Genomic DNA, 16768 nt, shown 5'->3' on the forward strand with positions numbered 1-16768 from the left:
AAAGGAAACCTCTGTTTGCTAAGTTCTTCGGTGCTTTTTCAAAATAGAGATATGTACCATTGGCATTTTACAAAAAATTAAGGACACCTTGCTGGTTAAATAAACCTGAACTTGAGGTTTATAAAACCTTAGAAACCCCTCTCAAATTAATCATAAATAAAGACCATTTCCCTGTTGCTTTAGCCAGTTTAATAGTCTTTATTTATAGTGCTATCCATTCAACAAAGGAGAGCACTTACCTCAATATTTTCTATTCAAGCACCGCTGTTATCATGCAAGTGAAGCTATAACAGCATTAATCAAAGTCGCAACCCCTGAATGCTACCAACATCCAGAGGTCGCTAACCACAACGAACTACACTGGAGTACGTCATGGCTGAGTATCATCATACGTCAGAGCCAGGCTCGGCAAAAGTAAAATATCCTATTTATCGACAACTTACCGTGTTGGAGACCACCTGCGAGTCAGCAGGCAAAACCCGCGGCATCGGCATTAACTATGTTCCGGTTCATCTTGAACCTTGCCTTGTGCTCAGGGGCAAGTGGCTGCGGCAGGCGGGTTTTCCTGTTGGCCACAAAGTCAGTGTCGTGATAAATCAGCAAGAAATTATCATTAAACCTAAGCACGTCACGCCAGGATAAGCTGATGTAGAGTCGGCCACCGAAAAGCAGGCCGTTTTTATTGATAAGCAATAAGCCGGGCGGCAGCTGTTAACCACTGCCAGCCTGGCTTAACCACCAACACTATTTTCGGTCATCCGTATTTTTGTTTTACTGAAACCGGATGATTTTACAGTAAAATAAGTTATTTCCGTTGTCTTTTACCGTCTGCGTGATATTGTCATCCGCATAAATAAATTTAGGTGTGTTCAAGCCAGGTTTGAGAAGTTGAAGAAAAGGAAATCTCTACTTACTAAGTGCTTTGGTATTTTTTTGAAATAGAGACATTTTCATCGGCAGTTAACAGGTGACTATTTTAATGAACAACCTGCTTGGTGTTTAAAGGGTAATTTAAATCACGAAGGCAAACCGAGATAACAATGCAAGTATTGAGACAAGGCGTAGTATGATAACAAAACTTGAAAATTCGAATGAGATTGTTGCCAGTCAAATTTATAGTATTTTTCAAAACTCTTATAAAGTTGAAGCCCAACTTATCGGTGTTGTTGATTTTCCGCCACTATCACGAAGTGTTAAAGACATAGCCAATTCAAAAACTGATTTTTATGGTTTTAGTGATAATAATTGTCTCGCCGCCATTATTGAAATAACAGTCGAAGACAAGCACCTGGAAATTCATAGTTTAACCGTTGACCCAATGTTTTTTAGAAAAGGTCTCGCAGGCAAATTGATAAGTTATGCACTGGAAGCCTTTGACTATACCGATGCCACTGTAGAAACCGCTGTTGTCAATGAGCCGGCAATTAATTTATACAAGAAACATGGTTTTGTTGAGTTTAAAAGGTGGACCCCGTCACATGGCATTGAAAAACTCGCTATGTCGGTTCAATAAACTCTTTTGCCAACGCATAAAATGAATTCGCCAACCCGTCGCACTTTTTACTTGCGCAAAAATATCAGCAGAACCAACTGCTTAACCTTGGTGCTATATAGGGGGTATATGTATGACCTGTCTTGATGAGCAATTTAATCTCCGTAAGCGACATCCTCTGGGCAGAGTCCATTTGTTAGCGAATAAGCTACAAAGCTGTGTGGCAAGATTAACTTTAAGGAAATCGTTGGATATCAGCTATGGTCATAGCTCAGGTGAGAAAGTGGATATATTTCCCGCAGCGCACCCTAATGCACCGGTGTTTTTTTTCATTCATGGCGGGTATTTCAGGGCGCTCGACAAAAGACAGTACAACTATATTGCGAAACCTTTTGTGGCTGCAGGATGTACGGTCGTTTTAATCAATTATGACTTGGCTCCTGCGGTTAGCGTGAAGGACATTATCGGGCAGAATATAAAGGCATTTAAGTGGGTTCGCGAGAATATTAGTCGCTGGAATGGCAATCCCGGGAATATCGTTTTATGCGGGCATTCGGTAGGGGCCTTCCTTGTCGCAAAGATCCTTGAATTTGACTGGGAGCAGGAGGTGCGGCAGTCGATATCAGGCGCTGCTTTGCTCAGCGGACTATATGATTTATCTAATATGAAACAGTCATACTTAAACAAGTCTGTGAGACTGTCAGATGATGACGTCGCAACCTTAAGCCCAATGTTTGCCGATACAAGTGGCTTTCCATCTGTAATAGTTGCTGTGGGCGAAGATGAAACCGAAGAGTTTGTTGAACAGTCACAAACGTATGCTAAGAAGTTACAGGCATCTAAAAGCTTGGATGAGTGCCTGCTTTTAAAAAGTAAAAATCATTACACAGTATCTCGCCTGCTTGGCAACAGGAATAATGCCTTGATGAAAAAAATACTCGGTATGTGTGCTGTAAATTAAATAGTGTAATAGTGCATAACAAAGCCAGCCGCAGACTCGATATGTTTTCTACTAATCCAGGCGGTTCCCGAGAAACCTAAAAACAACAATACCATGTTTTAAACTGAAAGAGCTGATTATATCTGAGCAGCTTAGTTAGTGACTGTTCAGTTCAGGAGACCTGATTAAGTTCGGCGTTTTTCTGGTTAAGCCTGAGCATCATCAGCCACTTTCTATTCATAAACTATTACAATTTCAAGCGTTTAATTTCTTATGTTTTGAGTATCCAATAGAATTCACTATCGTAGTGAATTCTATTTGATACTCAACATTTATTTACGGGACATGGACAAAATGAAACGCATTAAAGTCTTTTGTTAAGTGTGCGCTCCAATTCAAAGGGAAAGCACACATTTTAATATTCTTCATTCAGTCATTGTTGCAGTAACAGCTGTTTTTGCCGGGCTTGTTCTATCTTCTCCCATAGTAAATACATGTGCTTTCATGTGATGGTACTATAAGCCTAAATGCAAGCTCCCCCTTCGCCCTGGGGAGATGAATAAACGATAAGGTTCTCCATGTTCGAAGTGATAGAAAAAGTAGTTGATGTCGATAATTTTATTCGCCTGAGAAACATAACCGGGTTAACCCCCAGACCCAGGGAAGCAGCAATAAAAGCCTTGCCCAACAGTCTTTATGGCGTACATATTAAGCTAGACAATCAAGTGGTTGCCATGGGGCGTATCGTCGGTGACGGCGCGTTAAATTTCGATATTGTCGATATTGCCGTTCAACCTGAATTCCAGGGGCAGGGCCTAGGTCGGCAGATCATGCAGCATATTATGGACTATTTAGAGCAGCAGGCGCCCAAAGGTGCGTATATCTGTCTGATGGCCGATGTGCCGGCGCTTTATGAAAAATTTGGTTTTAAACTTTCCAGGCCCCGCAGTGAAGGCATGTATATTGTTAAATAAACCTCTGGCCAGATCCGGTATTTGCTTCGTATACTCATGTTAATTATTCACAGAATTTATTTAAATCATGAAAATAATCAGTGTCTTGTTAACGCTTTTTTTCGGTTTTTTCTGCTCGTCTGTTGATGCCCAGCCTTGCCACTCACTCAGAGCCGTTGACTGGCTGCTCGGAAGCTGGAGTGGGGTTGATGGCAATAATGTGGTCATCGAATCATGGCAGAAAGTGAGCCCCTTGACTTATGAAGGGACGGGGGAGACGAGATCTAAAGCGTAAAATGCCCTTAAAGGCAGCGAGTCGATGAGGCTTGTTGAAATGTCGAATCACGTTTTCTACCTGGCAAAAGTGAGACATAACAAGCTTGCTGTCCCGTTTAAGCTCACCCGGTGTTCAAAACGTAGTGCCGTTTTTGAAAATCCGGAGCATGATTTTCCTAAAAAGTTACACTATCAGCTTCAGAGCGAGAATAAATTAACCGTGACCGTCAGTAATGGCCAAGATAAAAGTTTTACCATCAATTATGATAAGCAGGATGCCGGTTAACCGGCAGGTAAGGTTGTAAGGAAGTTTTATGTTAATTGTTGGCGCGCTTTTACTGATTATTATTGGCTTCATCCATTCTTTTTTGGGCGAAAAGTATATTTTGATCCGTTTATTTCGGCGGGATAATTTACCTAAATTGCTCGGCAGCGATTGGTTTACCAAGCGTGTGTTAAGGTTTGCATGGCATTTAACCACGCTTGCCTGGTGGGGCTTTGGTGCTATCTTGTATGTGTTGTCCAAGCCACAAGCAAATATCCAGGGGGAAATCTTGGTGATCATAACCCTGGTATTTGCTTTGAGCGGACTGGTGTCATTGCTATTTTCACGTGGTAAGCATTTGTCGTGGATGTGCTTTTTTGCCATCGCTTTTACCAGTTATTACGGTATGGGATGAGCTGACGGGGTTGTTTGTCAAAAGGCGGCTTTTGATGAAGGTAATTTTGCCTGTGATGGCATTTGACCTGAGCACTTGTAGGCTCAGGTCAAAGGTAGAGTTAGCTAAACTTTAGCTTGTCAGTTGATTACTGATAAGATTTGCAAGTAACCGACTCCAGGATGGCATAACAGCGATTGGCGCTGCCGCTGTCTTTGGCAACCCAGCGACCGTCGGCATAGTTTAAAAAGGTCATTTCGTCTTCACCGCAACTTGATGTGAAAGTGACGGCATCGGCAAAACCTTTTGAGCGGCAAAAACCATAAGCATTGTAGGCGCCGCTCCAGATAGAAAGTGACCAGCCATAATCGTTTACGGCATTAACATTATCAAATACCACTTCACGTGCCTGGGCAGCAGAAGTCAGACCAACAATTAACGCAGCACCTAGTAAAAGCTTTTTCATTTTTATTTTCCTTTTTTAAATCATCTGTGAATAGTTGTCGCAATCCATTTCCATTGCGCAAGCATATAATCCCAGCTGATTATTTCAGTTCGAGGTCGATGGTATTGCAGTTTGGTTACCGAGATAGTTAATGATGGAATAATTACGAAATTAAGATACATCGTTGATTATATTGGTTTTTAGCTGTTTTGGTTCACCTGTTAGCCGGCTGTGTTTACCCAGGTTCAGGGGAAGTCTTTTACAGGAAGGAAGTATGTTGAAAAATATTGTCATGGCATTATGGCTGCTTATTTACAGCCATGCCGGGAATGCCGGACAGGTAAATGAGCTGACTGAAAAAATAGATCATCACCTGCAACAATATGTCAAGACGGAAGGTTTTCGGGGGGCTGTGCTGGTTGCCCGGGCGGGGAAAACCTTGTTTAAAGCGGCATATGGCAATGCCGATGACAGTAAAAACATTGCCAATACTACCGATAAAAAATTTCTGATAGGTTCTCTGACGAAATCTTTCATCGCCGTTACCGTGATGACGCTGGTGGAGGAGGGCAAATTGGCTTTACATGCACCGCTGGTAAACTACATTCCCCAACTCAAAAAAAGTTTAGCCAAAGACTTAACCTTGCATCTGCTGCTTAAGCACCAGTCGGGCTTAGTGCCGCATTTGGAGAGGATTGTTGATTTTGAGGAAAAGGATATTTCACCGGCGGAAATTTTAACCATTATCAATAGCAGCGAGTTGGCCTTTAAGCCCGCCAGCCAGTACCAGTATGCTAATTTGAATTATCACCTGGCGGCCATTGCGATAGAAAATGTGACCGGTAAAAGCTATGGCCAGGTACTGCAGGAGAAAATTTTCTCACCGCTGAAGATGAGCAACTCAGGGGTTGAACGTTTAAGCTATATTCCTAAGAACAGGGCAAAGGGTTACCGTAAAGGTTTTTTCGGTGTCAACCGGGATGAAAATATTGTTTCCTATGCCCTGGGGTCGGGTGATATCTATTCCACGGTGGATGATTTATTTGCCCGGGAGCAGGCGCTTTACGGTACTCAACTTTTGTCTGAAAAAGCAAACAGCAGCTTTTTTCACCGGCAGGTGAAGCCTATGGCAATTATGGTTATGGCTTTCGAATTGAAAAGTATCAGCGGGTTAACGGCATCGAAGATAAAGGGACACTGACCAGGCATGGCGGCTCTATGGATGGCTTTTTAGCAAATCTTCACCGTTATACCGATGATAAGCTGACGGTGATCATATTAGCCAATATCCGCTCTTTTCCTATCAGGGATTTAACCTTTGAAATAAAAGAACTGGCTTTGGGAGGAGCTGTTGGTCAGCGCGACCGTAAGGTCTTTGAATAGGAGATAGTTCCATGCTGGTATGTGTCTAACTAAATAGTTACCGCTTCTTTGCGCCGTGTTTGATAAAAATAATGGGTGCACTCGGCGGCGTTTCAGGGTATAAAGAGTTCTAGATGGCTAGATAGCTGAATTGAAGGCGGAGAACGTTTGAAATTCAGCGGGTCTGTGTATGCAGATCTGGTAAAGAGACGACAGGAAAGGGTATGAAAAAAGACACAAAAATAATAAACGCCGGGCGGCATTCAAAATGGACGCAAGGGGTGGTTAATCCTTCGGTTACCCGGGCTTCTACCGTGGTGTTTGACAGTGTTAAAGAGATGAAACATGCCACCGCCAACAAGGCCAACCAGGTGATGTTTTATGGCCGCCGCGGCACGACCACGTCTTTTGCTTTTAGTGATGCCATGACCGAACTTGAGGGCGGGGCAGGGTGTGCCATTTATCCGTCCGGTACCGCCGCCATTACCAATGCGATTTTATCTTTTATCAAAAGCGGTGATCATTTACTGATGGTGGATACCGCCTATGAACCGACCCGGGCTTTTTGCGATACTATGCTGGTAAACCTTGGCGTGGAAACGACTTATTATGATCCCCTGATTGGTGCGGGCATCGAAGAGCTGATCCGCCCCAATACCCGGGTAATTTTTCTCGAATCTCCCGGTTCACTCACCATGGAAGTACAGGATGTACCGGCCATAGCCGAGGTTGCCCATCAACATGACTGTATTGTGATGCTCGATAATACCTGGGGCGCAGGCATTAATTTCCAGCCGTTTGATTACGGTATCGATGTCTCCATTCAGGCGGCGACCAAATATATTGTCGGCCATTCGGATGTGATGCTCGGCACCGCCACCGCCACCGAGAAATGCTGGCCGCAGCTGCGGGAAAACTCGTACCTGATGGGGCAGTGTACTTCCCCGGATGATTTGTACCTGGCCCTTCGCGGTATACGCACCTTAGGGGTGCGTATGAAACAGCACCAGCAAAGTGCCTTGAAGGTAGCCGACTGGCTTTCAAGGCGGGAGGAAGTAGAAACCATTTTGCATCCGGCCTTTGCCAGCAATCCCGGACATGAATTCTGGCAACGGGACTTTACCGGCGCCAACGGCTTGTTCTCCTTTGTGCTTAATAAGGGCAATCAGGCGGCATTAACGGCGCTGCTTGATGGCATGGAGCATTTTAAAATGGGTTATTCCTGGGGCGGCTTTGAAAGCCTTATTCTTGGCGTGAGCAGCGTCGCTGCTATGCGTACCGCGACCAAATGGCCGTATCAATATCCTTTGGTGCGTTTGCATGTCGGCCTGGAAGATGTTGATGATTTAATCGAAGATCTGGAAAAAGGTTTTGAGCGTTTTAATCAGGTGCTTGAAAGCTAGCACGCCTTAAAGTAAAAAGGTTTTAAAGTGAAAAGGTTTTAAAGTGAAAAGGGAGCCAAATGAAGCTCCCTTTTTTGATTCTAGCTGGTGCTAAAAAGCACGTTTAAAGGCTTTGTCGATAAAGGCGCGGGTTTCATCCGTGACTTCACGTTTGAGTATTTCCGCCAGGGTTTGAACCAGTTGGTGGATTTGCGCTTCCGTTAAATGGTTGGTGATGCCCAGGCGCAAGCCGGTTTTGTTTTTTGAGACCGAAGGATAGCAGACGGCAGAGGCATAAAAGCCTTGCTCCAGCAGGGCCTTAGTCACATTATTGGTGGTTTCCTGTTTGCCCAGGCCGATATAACGGATCGGGGTATCGTTATTGGCAATCAGCGGGATCTGGTATTGCTGGCATAAACGGTTAAACAGTTTGATTTTCGCCATCAGGGTTTGCTGCAGTTTGGTAATGCTGCCGTCGAGATGTAATTTAGCAGAGGCGACCGCAGTACCTAATACCGGCGGCGCTATCGGGCTACCCCAGTAAAAGGGGCCGCCAAGCAGGCGCACCTGATCCCGGGTTTCCTGATCCGGAAACACCACGCAACCGCCGCTGCCGCCAAAGGCTTTCGTGAAAGAATGGGATACCACCATCCGCGGATGTCGACCCTGCTCCAGGGCGTAACCCTGGCCGTTTTTACCGGTCCAGCTGGTGCCGTGGGCGTCATCAACATAAAGATGCAGCTGAGGGTAGCGATCTAACATGGTTAACAGCTCAGAGATCGGGGCATAGTCGCCGTACATGGAATAGAGGCCGTCTATCAGGTACCAGATGTCTTGGCCCGGGTGGGCAAGGATCTCCTGCTCCAGTTGATCCAGGGCGTTATGGCGAATGGTTTTGCTGCTGATCCCCCGGTTCGCCAGGTAATCGGCGCTCATGCGCAGGCAGTGATGAGACTGGATATCCAGCACCAGGTGGCTGTTGTCTTTGACCAGTATCGGCAAGGTGGCAATATGCCCTATGGTGGTACTGAGATTGGCCAGCGCAGGCGCCTGGAAAATCTGCGACAGCAAGTCTTCTAATTCATCATATAAAGGGCATTGGGCAAAGGCCCTGCAGGAAGAGTACTGGGTGCCGAATTTCCTGGCGGCGTCTGCTGAGGCTTCTGCCAGGCGGGGGTCGAGCTCCAGTCCCAGATATGAACACGACGACAGGTTGATAACAGGCTTGCCTTTAAGGTTAAACCTGCCTTCGCTAAATTGTTCATTGTCGGGGGTAATAAAGAACAGGCCTTGATCGATTGCCGCCTGACCACTTTGCTTCATGGTTTTTAACTGAGCTTCATACTTCGTCAGCATAATATTTTTATCCTTAAAACTACTGAATATTTTTGTTGTTTTGCCTGGCTATTATTACCGGATAAGTTTTATAGGGCAATGAGCTGGCTCAGGGGAGGGGATTTTATTCCGGTGCGAAGTTATTCAGCGGCTGTTTAGGCATATAAAAAGGGCGCATAAAGCGCCCTTGGTTAATTGCGGTTGAACCGGTTTCTTGGGATTATTTTTTACCCAGCAAGCCAAAGATTTTCTTGGCGATGTCGGTATTGTCCTGTAAGCCGTTAAACAGCTCGCTTTGCTGACCAAAAGCAAATACCGGTACATCGATGCCGGTATGGCCGCCCGACGTCCAGCCGGTATTGGTGCGCTGGTCGATCAAGTGTTTGATGCTGGTTTCCAGGACCGAGGCCACTTCTTTAGGTTCGCTCAGTTTTTTCTCTTTGCCTGCCGCCTTGGCTGTTTCATAAGCTTTGATTTCGGCTTCGGCATTGGCTTTATCCAGTTGCAACTGGGCCAGTTCAACATCGGTTAAAGCAAAATTAAACAGCTTTTTGGTTAAAGATTTGCTGATGTCTTTTTGGCTGAGTTTTTCTGCGATGGTTTCCGGCGACATTATCATAGTGCGCAGTACGTCCGGACGCCAGGCGTATTCGCCATGGGCGCCGATAGTGAAACCGCCGGTGCTGTGATCCGCCGTCAATACCACCAGGGTATCGGGGTTTTTCGCGACATAACCTTCTAAAAACTCCAGGGTTTTCGCCAGGTCGTCCATTTCTGCCATGGCGACGGCAATGTCATTTCTGTGCCCGCCCCAGTCTACCTGGCTGGCCTCAACCAGCATAAAATAACCGTTTTTATTTTCTAACTGCTTGGTTGCGGCCTTGGCCATCACCGATAATCTGTGTTTATTGCTGTCATCAAGCGCCCAGGGCAGGCCGCCGTTGGCAAACAGGCCGAGGACCGGCTGGTTTTTCGGTAAATCGCTTAATTCATCATAACTGTCGAGGTAATGAAAACCGGCTTGTTTGAATTCGTTGACCAGGTTGCGGTCGTCACGGATAAAGTGCTTCCAGCCGCCGCCGAGCATAAGATCAGCTTTAAACTGGCCGTTAAGCTTGCTGTCGACATAACTGTCGGCTATTGCATCATAGTTGCGACGGCTTTCATTATGGCTCAAATAAGAGGCCGGGGTGGCGTGGTTGATGCGCGAGGTGACGACAACACCGGTTTGTTTGCCCTGCTTTTTCGCCCATACCAGCACGCTTTCCAGTGGTTTTTTGTCAACGTCGACGCCGATGGCGCCGTTATAGGTTTTAATGCCCGTTGCCAGGGCGGTGGCGCCGGCGGCAGAGTCGGTGACATAACCGGAAACCCGTGCCGGGTAGGTGCTGCTCATACCGACTAAATGGCGGTCGAAGACGGTTTCTTCTATGGCCTGGGTATTGGGATCATCCTGAAAATAACGATAGGCGCTGGTATATGCCGGCCCCATGCCGTCAGCGACTATCATGATGATATTTTCCGGGGCGGTTGTTTTGGCATAAGAGATCGAACTCATACAGAGAAAAAGTGTAGATAATACGCGTTTCATATACTTTCCTGAGGTTATTAAGCGGATATTAGCCGCTTTTGTTATTGTGCTTGTGTCGCTATTACTTTTACATCAGCGGGCCCTTGGCGGGCCCGTTGTTATTCATTATTTATTGCTGCTAACCGGCGGTAATTCCAGATCGACCCACACCAGGCGGTGATCCGACGATGCCTGACGGTCTTTAATTAACCGGTAGGTTTCATCATCGGCTTTGGGCCAAAATACGCCGGAGTCTTTAATTGTCCAACCGAAAGAAGAAGGTAGCACATAATCGGCGCGCATACCCCAGTAAGCGGTATGGTGTTTGCCGTGGGGATTACCCTGGGTATATTCTGCTGCGCCGTCGCTTTTGGGATTGGGATCTTGTACCTGCTTGCTGTTAAGCAGGGCCTGGATGCCGGTGTTGATGGCATCGCCTTCCACGCTGGAGGCATTTTGATCCCCCATGATCACAAAGGGCTCATGGCTTTGATATCCGCCTTTAACGGCGTTGTCGTCATAGATATAGCCGCCTTTGCCCGGGGTGACATAGTCAAGCCAGAAACGGATTTCGTCATGGTTGCGCTTGCCGTTGCGATCTTCCGGACCGTCAAAGACCGGCGGGGTCGGGTGGCTGGCCAGTACATGTATGGTTTGACCGTTGACGCTAACCGGCACGTCCCAGTGAGATTTGGAAGATAAGCGCATTTGCTGCCAGGCGTCGCTGTTGTACCAGGGCTTATTGGTCTCCGGGTCTACCGGTTGCAGTGCTCCCGGCATGTCCTGCCATTTAAAGTGTTGGAAGGTTCTGATCTGATCAACTGAGATCGGATGTTTGGATAATAACGCCATGGCAAAATGGCCGGGGAAAAAGCCAAAGCCGTAGGTATCGGCAGGAGATTCGCCGCTTTCGCCATTGTTATTTAAGTCAAAAGGGGCAGGCACGCCGGTATTGACCGGTCCCTGGAAAAAGTAAGGGAAGTTTTGCGGTGTTTGTCCCTGCTGGCTTTTGCCCAGGTAATCTTGTAAAAAGGTTTTCAGCGCCTGGTGCGAGTCATCCCGGCGGTCGAATTCATTGAGCAGGATAATATCCGGATTGATACGCTGGATAATTTCGGCAATATTGCGGATTTGCTGGTGGTTCGTGCCCAGAGAGTGTGCCAGTTCATCACCTGTTACCTGTGGCGCCTGTCCCTCGGTATGAGGCAGGTAATTTAATGCTTCCATGCTGACATTAAAGGTGGCGATACGCACCTTGGTTTTTTGTTGGCTCATGGCTTTTTGTCCGCTCAAGTCTTTCTGTCCGCTCAAGGCTGCTTTCTCGCTCATGGCTGTTTGATGGATGCCAGTTCCCTCGCAGGCGGTTAACAGCATTAAGGGTAACATTAAATAGCGTTTCATTTTACTTCCTAAAATTAGTCAATTAATCCGCAGCCGCGCAGGATGATGTCGGTAAGAAATTGCGTGACATGGGTAATATCGTCTTCTTCGTAATCGGCGCGGTTCATGATCTGCAGGATCTGGGTTTCAAAGTCGGCATAATGCTGGGTGGAAGACCAGATCAGGAAAATTAGGTTGACCGGATCAACGTTTTTCATTTCACCGTTATCTATCCATTGCTGGAACAGTTTGGCTTTTTCTCTGACCCACTGGCGCTGGTAGGTGCGGGTAAACTCTTTTAAGTGTTGCGCCCCCTGGATGATCTCCATGGCGTAGATTTTGGAAGCGCCGGGATGCTCAAACGAGATTTTGACCTTGGCAGCGATAAATTTTTCAATCGCGACTTTAGGGCCATGCTCGGGATCGATATCGCCAATGGCTTGATCCCACATATTCAGGGTTCTTTCCAGTACTGCGTGGTAAATGTTTTCTTTGTTTTTAAAGTAATACAAGATATTGGCTTTGGGCAGCCCGGAACGGTCGGCAATCGACTGCACCGTGGCGCCGCCGTAGCCTTGTAAAATAAACTCTTCCTGGGCGGCGGTAATGATTTTCAGCTCACTTTCAGCCCGGATCCTTCCCTGTTTATTAGGTTTTTTCGTTTCATTCATCTGTTTGGCGACTCATGTTGTAAATTTTTGTTTTTATTATGGCTGCTGTGTTTTACCAGTGAAATGTTTCACTGTCACTATTGGCTATTCTATTTTTATTGACCATCAGGTCAAGGCGGCTTTCTGCTTTTATCGGTATTTATGCATTTATACTCGATAAACTTGCATAATTTACTGGATATAGCTCAAGTATAACAGGGTAAAAGCTGTAGTTTTTATCGAAATGAAATTAAAGCTTGGTAAAACGATGGCTTTAGTTGGTGTTGAATACATCTGTTACGCTTTTTTTACTTTAGACTATTCACTTGGTTGGTAAATTAATATGCGCATGCCGTGCTTAAAATGGATGTTTTAGTGTTAAATTTGTGATTAGTTGACCATATGGTCAGGATAAGTATGGCTTTTTTAATTATGGTTGTTTTTTGTTCTTGTGAAAATTTGAAAAAAATTTAAATGAGAGGGGAACTTTAATGAATTAATGAAATGTTATTTTAAGTAACTGAAATAAAATTGTTTTATTTGTTTTGCTCTTGCTTGAAACACTTTTTTAATAATTGTTCAAAGTTAATTTTTTGTATGTTTCTTAAAAAATGTAATGAAATCGTAAAGAAACTCTGGTCTAATTTCACCGGTAAAAAATTATAAGTTAGAAGTAATATTTTTGTTGATGAGGGACGATTCATATAAAAATAGAGCTTTTATAGAACGTACCAGACAAAAAATATATAACTACACACTAAGGAAAACTAGATGAAACCATATCGTCTTTCGCGTATTACAGGCGCGTTAGTTATCGCCCTAGGGCTTTCAACATCTGCTATGGCAGCAGAGACCTCGTCGTCGATGCGTGGTAAAATTGTTGGTCCACAAGGTAATGATGCAGCAAATGTTAAAATCACTGTATTACACCAACCATCAGGCACTGTAAAAGAATTTATGACTAATGACAGTGGTGTATTCATTGCCAAAGGTTTAAAGGTTGGTGGTCCGTACACGGTTTATATTGATTCTGACGAACACCAGGATACTGCATTAGAACAGATTTTCTTAACCTTGGGTGATACCTACCGTTTAAACACTCAACTTGAGCCAGAAGTGGAAGTTGAGCGTATTGCTGTAACCGGTCATCGTTTTACGCAAGACGTAGGTGGTTCTAACAGTGTTTTTGGTGCTGACGCTATTTCGAATACGCCAAGCTTTAACCGTGACGTTAAAGATATTGCCCGCATGAACCCGTTAGTTACCATTAAAGGTGACGGCGAAATGAGCATTGCCGGTGGTAACCCGCGTACCAACAGCTTTACCGTAGACGGTATCGGCCAAAGCGATGACTTTGGTGTTGAATTTAGCGGTTATCCAACCGAGCAACCGCCTGTTTCATTAGATGCCATTGAGCAAATCTCTGTTGACTCTTCTCCGTTTACTGCGAAAAAAGGCAACTTTGGTGGTGGTACCATCAATGCAGTAACCAAGTCTGGTACTAATGAATTTAAATTCTCTGGTTTTTATGAAACTTCGACTCCGAGCATGGCAGGTGACGCCGAGCAAATTGACCAGGTTTTCGAAGTTGTAGAGTATGATGACGGTTCCACAAGAACCTTCCCTGTGCTTGACGAAAACGGTCACAGAACCTTTGAAAAAAGAAAAATTGAGCCTACTGAAACTGAAAAAAGGTTCGGTTTTAACGTCGGTGGTCCGATACTAGAAGATAAGCTATTCTTCTTCGTGAACTACAACAAGTGGTCCAAAACTACAGATATGGACTATGGCTTTAAGGACAGTGGCGCTACTCACGAATATGAAGTCACCCAAGCTCAATATGATAACTTCACCCGGATTCTAAACGATACCTATGGTCTTCAAGATTCATTAGGCGGCGACCCGGAAAATACTAGTGAAAGTTTATTGACCAAACTGAGCTGGAATATCAATGACTCTCACCGTGTAGACTTTACTCACCAATGGCAAAATGATGAGTCTGAGCGTGGTGCAGGTACAGGCGGTAGCACAGTTTCTTTAAACTCCAACCGTTATGATTATATTACCAAGCTGAATAACTTCGCCGCTAAGTTTTATTCTGACTGGACCGACAATTTTACTACTGAAGTCGGTATCAGTTATAAGGATGTAACTTCAAACAGTAATACACGCTCTGATTTCGGTGAAATCTCTGTAGACGCCGATAGCGAATCACGTGGTCCAGGCTTTGTTTTTGGTACTGACGTGAAAAGACATGCTAATGCTTCTGAGACGCAAACTTTTGTCTTGTCAGTAGATGCTACTTACTTGTTGGGCGAGCATGAAATTGATTTTGGCGCTCAATATGAACGTTTACGTTTATATAACCTGTTTGCTGAAAACTCTTTAGGTAGCTGGAATTTCGATACTATCGATATGTTCGAAGAGCGTAGAATCGGTAGTTATGATTTCTCTTACGCCAATGCCTATACCAATAATTCAGGTGATACCGCCTACGATGCGTCAAGAAAGCAATTTTCACTTTATGTAGAAGATACTTTCTATTTAACTGATGATATCGAAGTGAGTGCTGGTGTGCGTTATGAGCGTTTAGCGTCTTCAGATAAACCTACCCTGAATGAAAACTTCCAGGAAACATACGGTTACGATAACACTGAAAACCTTGATGGTTTAGATATTATCTTACCTCGTTTGAACTTGACCTGGTATGCGACCGATGACTTAACGGTACGTGCCGGTGTTGGCCGTTTCCAGGGAGGAGTACCAAATGTTTGGTATAACAACCCGTTCCAGAATGATGGTATTACTTTAGTTGCCGCGCAAAATAGCGTTATTAATGATTATTATGCTAACAATACGGTTGATTTCACTCAAATACCTGACGAAATCAAAGATTCGTTAGTTGCTGGTGAAGGTAGCGTAACTTATACCGATCCTAAGTTTAAGTTGCCATCTAGCTGGCGTGCATCCATTGGTTTTGACTACACCTTCGATATGCCTTACTTAGGCGAAGGCTTCAAGTGGACCAACGAGTTGATGTACCACAAGAAAGTAGATGAAGCTACCTGGTTGAACACTTCGTTGGTACAGTCCGACGTGGCTGCTGATGGCGAGCGTATTATCTACGAAAGCAGATATGATAACGATAACTACGATATCATGATGACCAACGCTAAAGAAGATGGCCGTTCAGTTATCTTCAGTACCTCTCTTGCAAAAGCCTGGGATAATGGTGTTAACCTGACCATGAGTTATGCTCATCAGGATATTGAAGAGAATCATGTTGGTTCTGCGTCGGTTGCAAGAAGTAACTACAAACACAATATCATTAAAAACCGTAACCAGGATATGGCTGCTCGCGGTAGTTATGAAATTGAGCACAGCTTCAAAATTAACTTAGGCTACACCACTGAGTTCTTCGAAGGTTATGCTACACGCTTTGACATGTTCTTCGAACGTCGCTCAGGTCGTCCGTTTAGCTGGGTAATGGGTATGTTCAGGGACGGTGATCTAGGTGATGGCTCTGATTTCTATACGCAATCAGCTTACTTGCCATATATCCCAACAGGTGCCGATGATCCAAATGTAGATTGGGATGAGTCTGGTTTAAGCTGGGATGAGCTGGAAGTACTACTTGATCAAGCGGGCATCTCTGCACGTGGTGAAATCTTAGATCGTAATACCGGTACTCAGCCTTGGGTAACCACTTTAGATATCAGTATCAAGCAGGAAATTCCAGGATTTGCTGAAGGTCATAAAGGACAAATTTACTTCATGATCGACAACTTTGCTAACCTGCTTAACGATGACTGGGGTATTGATAAAAACATGCGTTACCCTAACCAGGCCATTTATGACTTTGGTGGTTTAGAAGACGGTAAGTATGTGATTGATGCGCGTTATAATGGCGCCGATACCCGTAACTACAGTGAAGTTGATGAAGAAACTTCTATCTGGCAAGCGAAGGTTGGTATCACTTACAAATTCTAATGATAAATTTCTTTATTTTTAAAGAATGTAATCATTAAGTTAAAAAAACCTGTCGGTAATGTACCGACAGGTTTTTTTTTGCCTGCTGTTTACCTTATTTCCCCCTAGAACAATAAATTAACTGCAATATCACTTGTTTGCGATTATTTGATTGCGATAAAATAAGTTGAACACGTGGTCAGTTTTTAGACGATTCTTGACACTTGTGTCAGCAAATGTGATAACTGATCATGACGCCTATACTTTTATCCTTTATTGAATAAAGGGACAGGCCGTTGTTATTAAGGTGTGTCATTAAACAGTAAACTATCTATGGTCTATTATTGAGGATTAG

Annotated in this window: 15 protein-coding genes; 10 read left to right on the forward strand and 5 right to left on the reverse strand. The window is 44.6% G+C overall.

What is annotated here, in order from left to right:
• Positions 1-372 precede the first annotated feature (372 nt).
• From SG35_RS12210 to SG35_RS12235, 6 genes are all read left to right on the forward strand, one after another.
• Positions 373-642 carry a SymE family type I addiction module toxin gene (locus SG35_RS12210; protein WP_274055443.1) on the forward strand — a complete coding sequence of 90 codons (270 nt, stop codon included), beginning with the start codon at positions 373-375 and terminating at the stop codon, positions 640-642.
• A 424-nt stretch (positions 643-1066) separates the two neighbouring features.
• The gene (locus SG35_RS12215) at positions 1067-1513 is read left to right on the forward strand and encodes a GNAT family N-acetyltransferase (RefSeq protein ID WP_044831244.1); all 447 of its coding nucleotides are present in this window, start codon (positions 1067-1069) and stop codon (positions 1511-1513) included.
• A gap of 112 nt (positions 1514-1625) precedes the next feature.
• Entirely contained in the window at positions 1626-2453 is an 828-nt protein-coding gene (locus SG35_RS12220) for an alpha/beta hydrolase (protein ID WP_053042824.1), read from the forward strand.
• 557 nt (positions 2454-3010) lie between these two features.
• Positions 3011-3406 carry a GNAT family N-acetyltransferase gene (locus tag SG35_RS12225; protein WP_044831243.1) on the forward strand — a complete coding sequence of 132 codons (396 nt, stop codon included), beginning with the start codon at positions 3011-3013 and terminating at the stop codon, positions 3404-3406.
• A gap of 313 nt (positions 3407-3719) precedes the next feature.
• On the forward strand, positions 3720-3947 hold the full coding sequence (locus SG35_RS12230) for a DUF6265 family protein (RefSeq protein ID WP_152646494.1): 228 nt from the start codon (positions 3720-3722) through the stop codon (positions 3945-3947).
• A gap of 28 nt (positions 3948-3975) precedes the next feature.
• Positions 3976-4341 (forward strand): hypothetical protein, encoded by a 366-nt coding sequence (locus tag SG35_RS12235; RefSeq protein ID WP_044831241.1) that lies wholly within the window; start codon positions 3976-3978, stop codon positions 4339-4341.
• 127 nt (positions 4342-4468) lie between these two features.
• On the opposite strand, the gene SG35_RS12240 is transcribed toward SG35_RS12235, so the two are convergent.
• Positions 4469-4786: a hypothetical protein gene (locus SG35_RS12240; protein WP_044831240.1), complete on the reverse strand. Its 318-nt coding sequence runs from the start codon at positions 4784-4786 to the stop codon at positions 4469-4471.
• A gap of 253 nt (positions 4787-5039) precedes the next feature.
• On the opposite strand from SG35_RS12240, the gene SG35_RS12245 reads away from it, so the two are divergent.
• The 3 genes from SG35_RS12245 to SG35_RS12255 all read left to right on the forward strand — a co-directional run bounded on the left by SG35_RS12245 (position 5040) and on the right by SG35_RS12255 (position 7530).
• Positions 5040-5966: a serine hydrolase domain-containing protein gene (locus SG35_RS12245; RefSeq protein ID WP_044831239.1), complete on the forward strand. Its 927-nt coding sequence runs from the start codon at positions 5040-5042 to the stop codon at positions 5964-5966.
• Between the two features lie 17 nt (positions 5967-5983).
• Positions 5984-6148 carry a hypothetical protein gene (locus SG35_RS12250; RefSeq protein ID WP_160298231.1) on the forward strand — a complete coding sequence of 55 codons (165 nt, stop codon included), beginning with the start codon at positions 5984-5986 and terminating at the stop codon, positions 6146-6148.
• Between the two features lie 203 nt (positions 6149-6351).
• Positions 6352-7530, forward strand: coding sequence for a cystathionine beta-lyase (locus SG35_RS12255; protein ID WP_044831238.1), 1179 nt, complete (start codon positions 6352-6354; stop codon positions 7528-7530).
• Positions 7531-7620: 90 nt separating this feature from the next.
• Here the strand turns inward: SG35_RS12255 and SG35_RS12260 are convergent, their stop codons facing one another.
• From SG35_RS12260 to SG35_RS12275, 4 genes are all read right to left on the reverse strand, one after another.
• A complete protein-coding gene (locus tag SG35_RS12260; RefSeq protein WP_053042823.1) occupies positions 7621-8865 on the reverse strand; it encodes an aminotransferase class I/II-fold pyridoxal phosphate-dependent enzyme in 1245 nt (414 codons plus the stop codon).
• Positions 8866-9064: 199 nt separating this feature from the next.
• Positions 9065-10435, reverse strand: a complete 1371-nt coding sequence (locus tag SG35_RS12265) for an alkaline phosphatase (protein WP_044831237.1) — start codon at positions 10433-10435, stop codon at positions 9065-9067.
• Between the two features lie 105 nt (positions 10436-10540).
• Positions 10541-11689: an endonuclease/exonuclease/phosphatase family protein gene (locus tag SG35_RS12270; RefSeq protein ID WP_152646499.1), complete on the reverse strand. Its 1149-nt coding sequence runs from the start codon at positions 11687-11689 to the stop codon at positions 10541-10543.
• 140 nt (positions 11690-11829) lie between these two features.
• Entirely contained in the window at positions 11830-12465 is a 636-nt protein-coding gene (locus SG35_RS12275; protein ID WP_044831236.1) for a TetR/AcrR family transcriptional regulator, read from the reverse strand.
• A gap of 750 nt (positions 12466-13215) precedes the next feature.
• On the opposite strand from SG35_RS12275, the gene SG35_RS12280 reads away from it, so the two are divergent.
• Positions 13216-16434: a TonB-dependent receptor gene (locus tag SG35_RS12280; protein ID WP_044835199.1), complete on the forward strand. Its 3219-nt coding sequence runs from the start codon at positions 13216-13218 to the stop codon at positions 16432-16434.
• Positions 16435-16768 lie beyond the last annotated feature (334 nt).

The organism is Thalassomonas actiniarum (assembly GCF_000948975.2).
In the GTDB taxonomy this organism is placed as follows: domain Bacteria; phylum Pseudomonadota; class Gammaproteobacteria; order Enterobacterales; family Alteromonadaceae; genus Thalassomonas; species Thalassomonas actiniarum.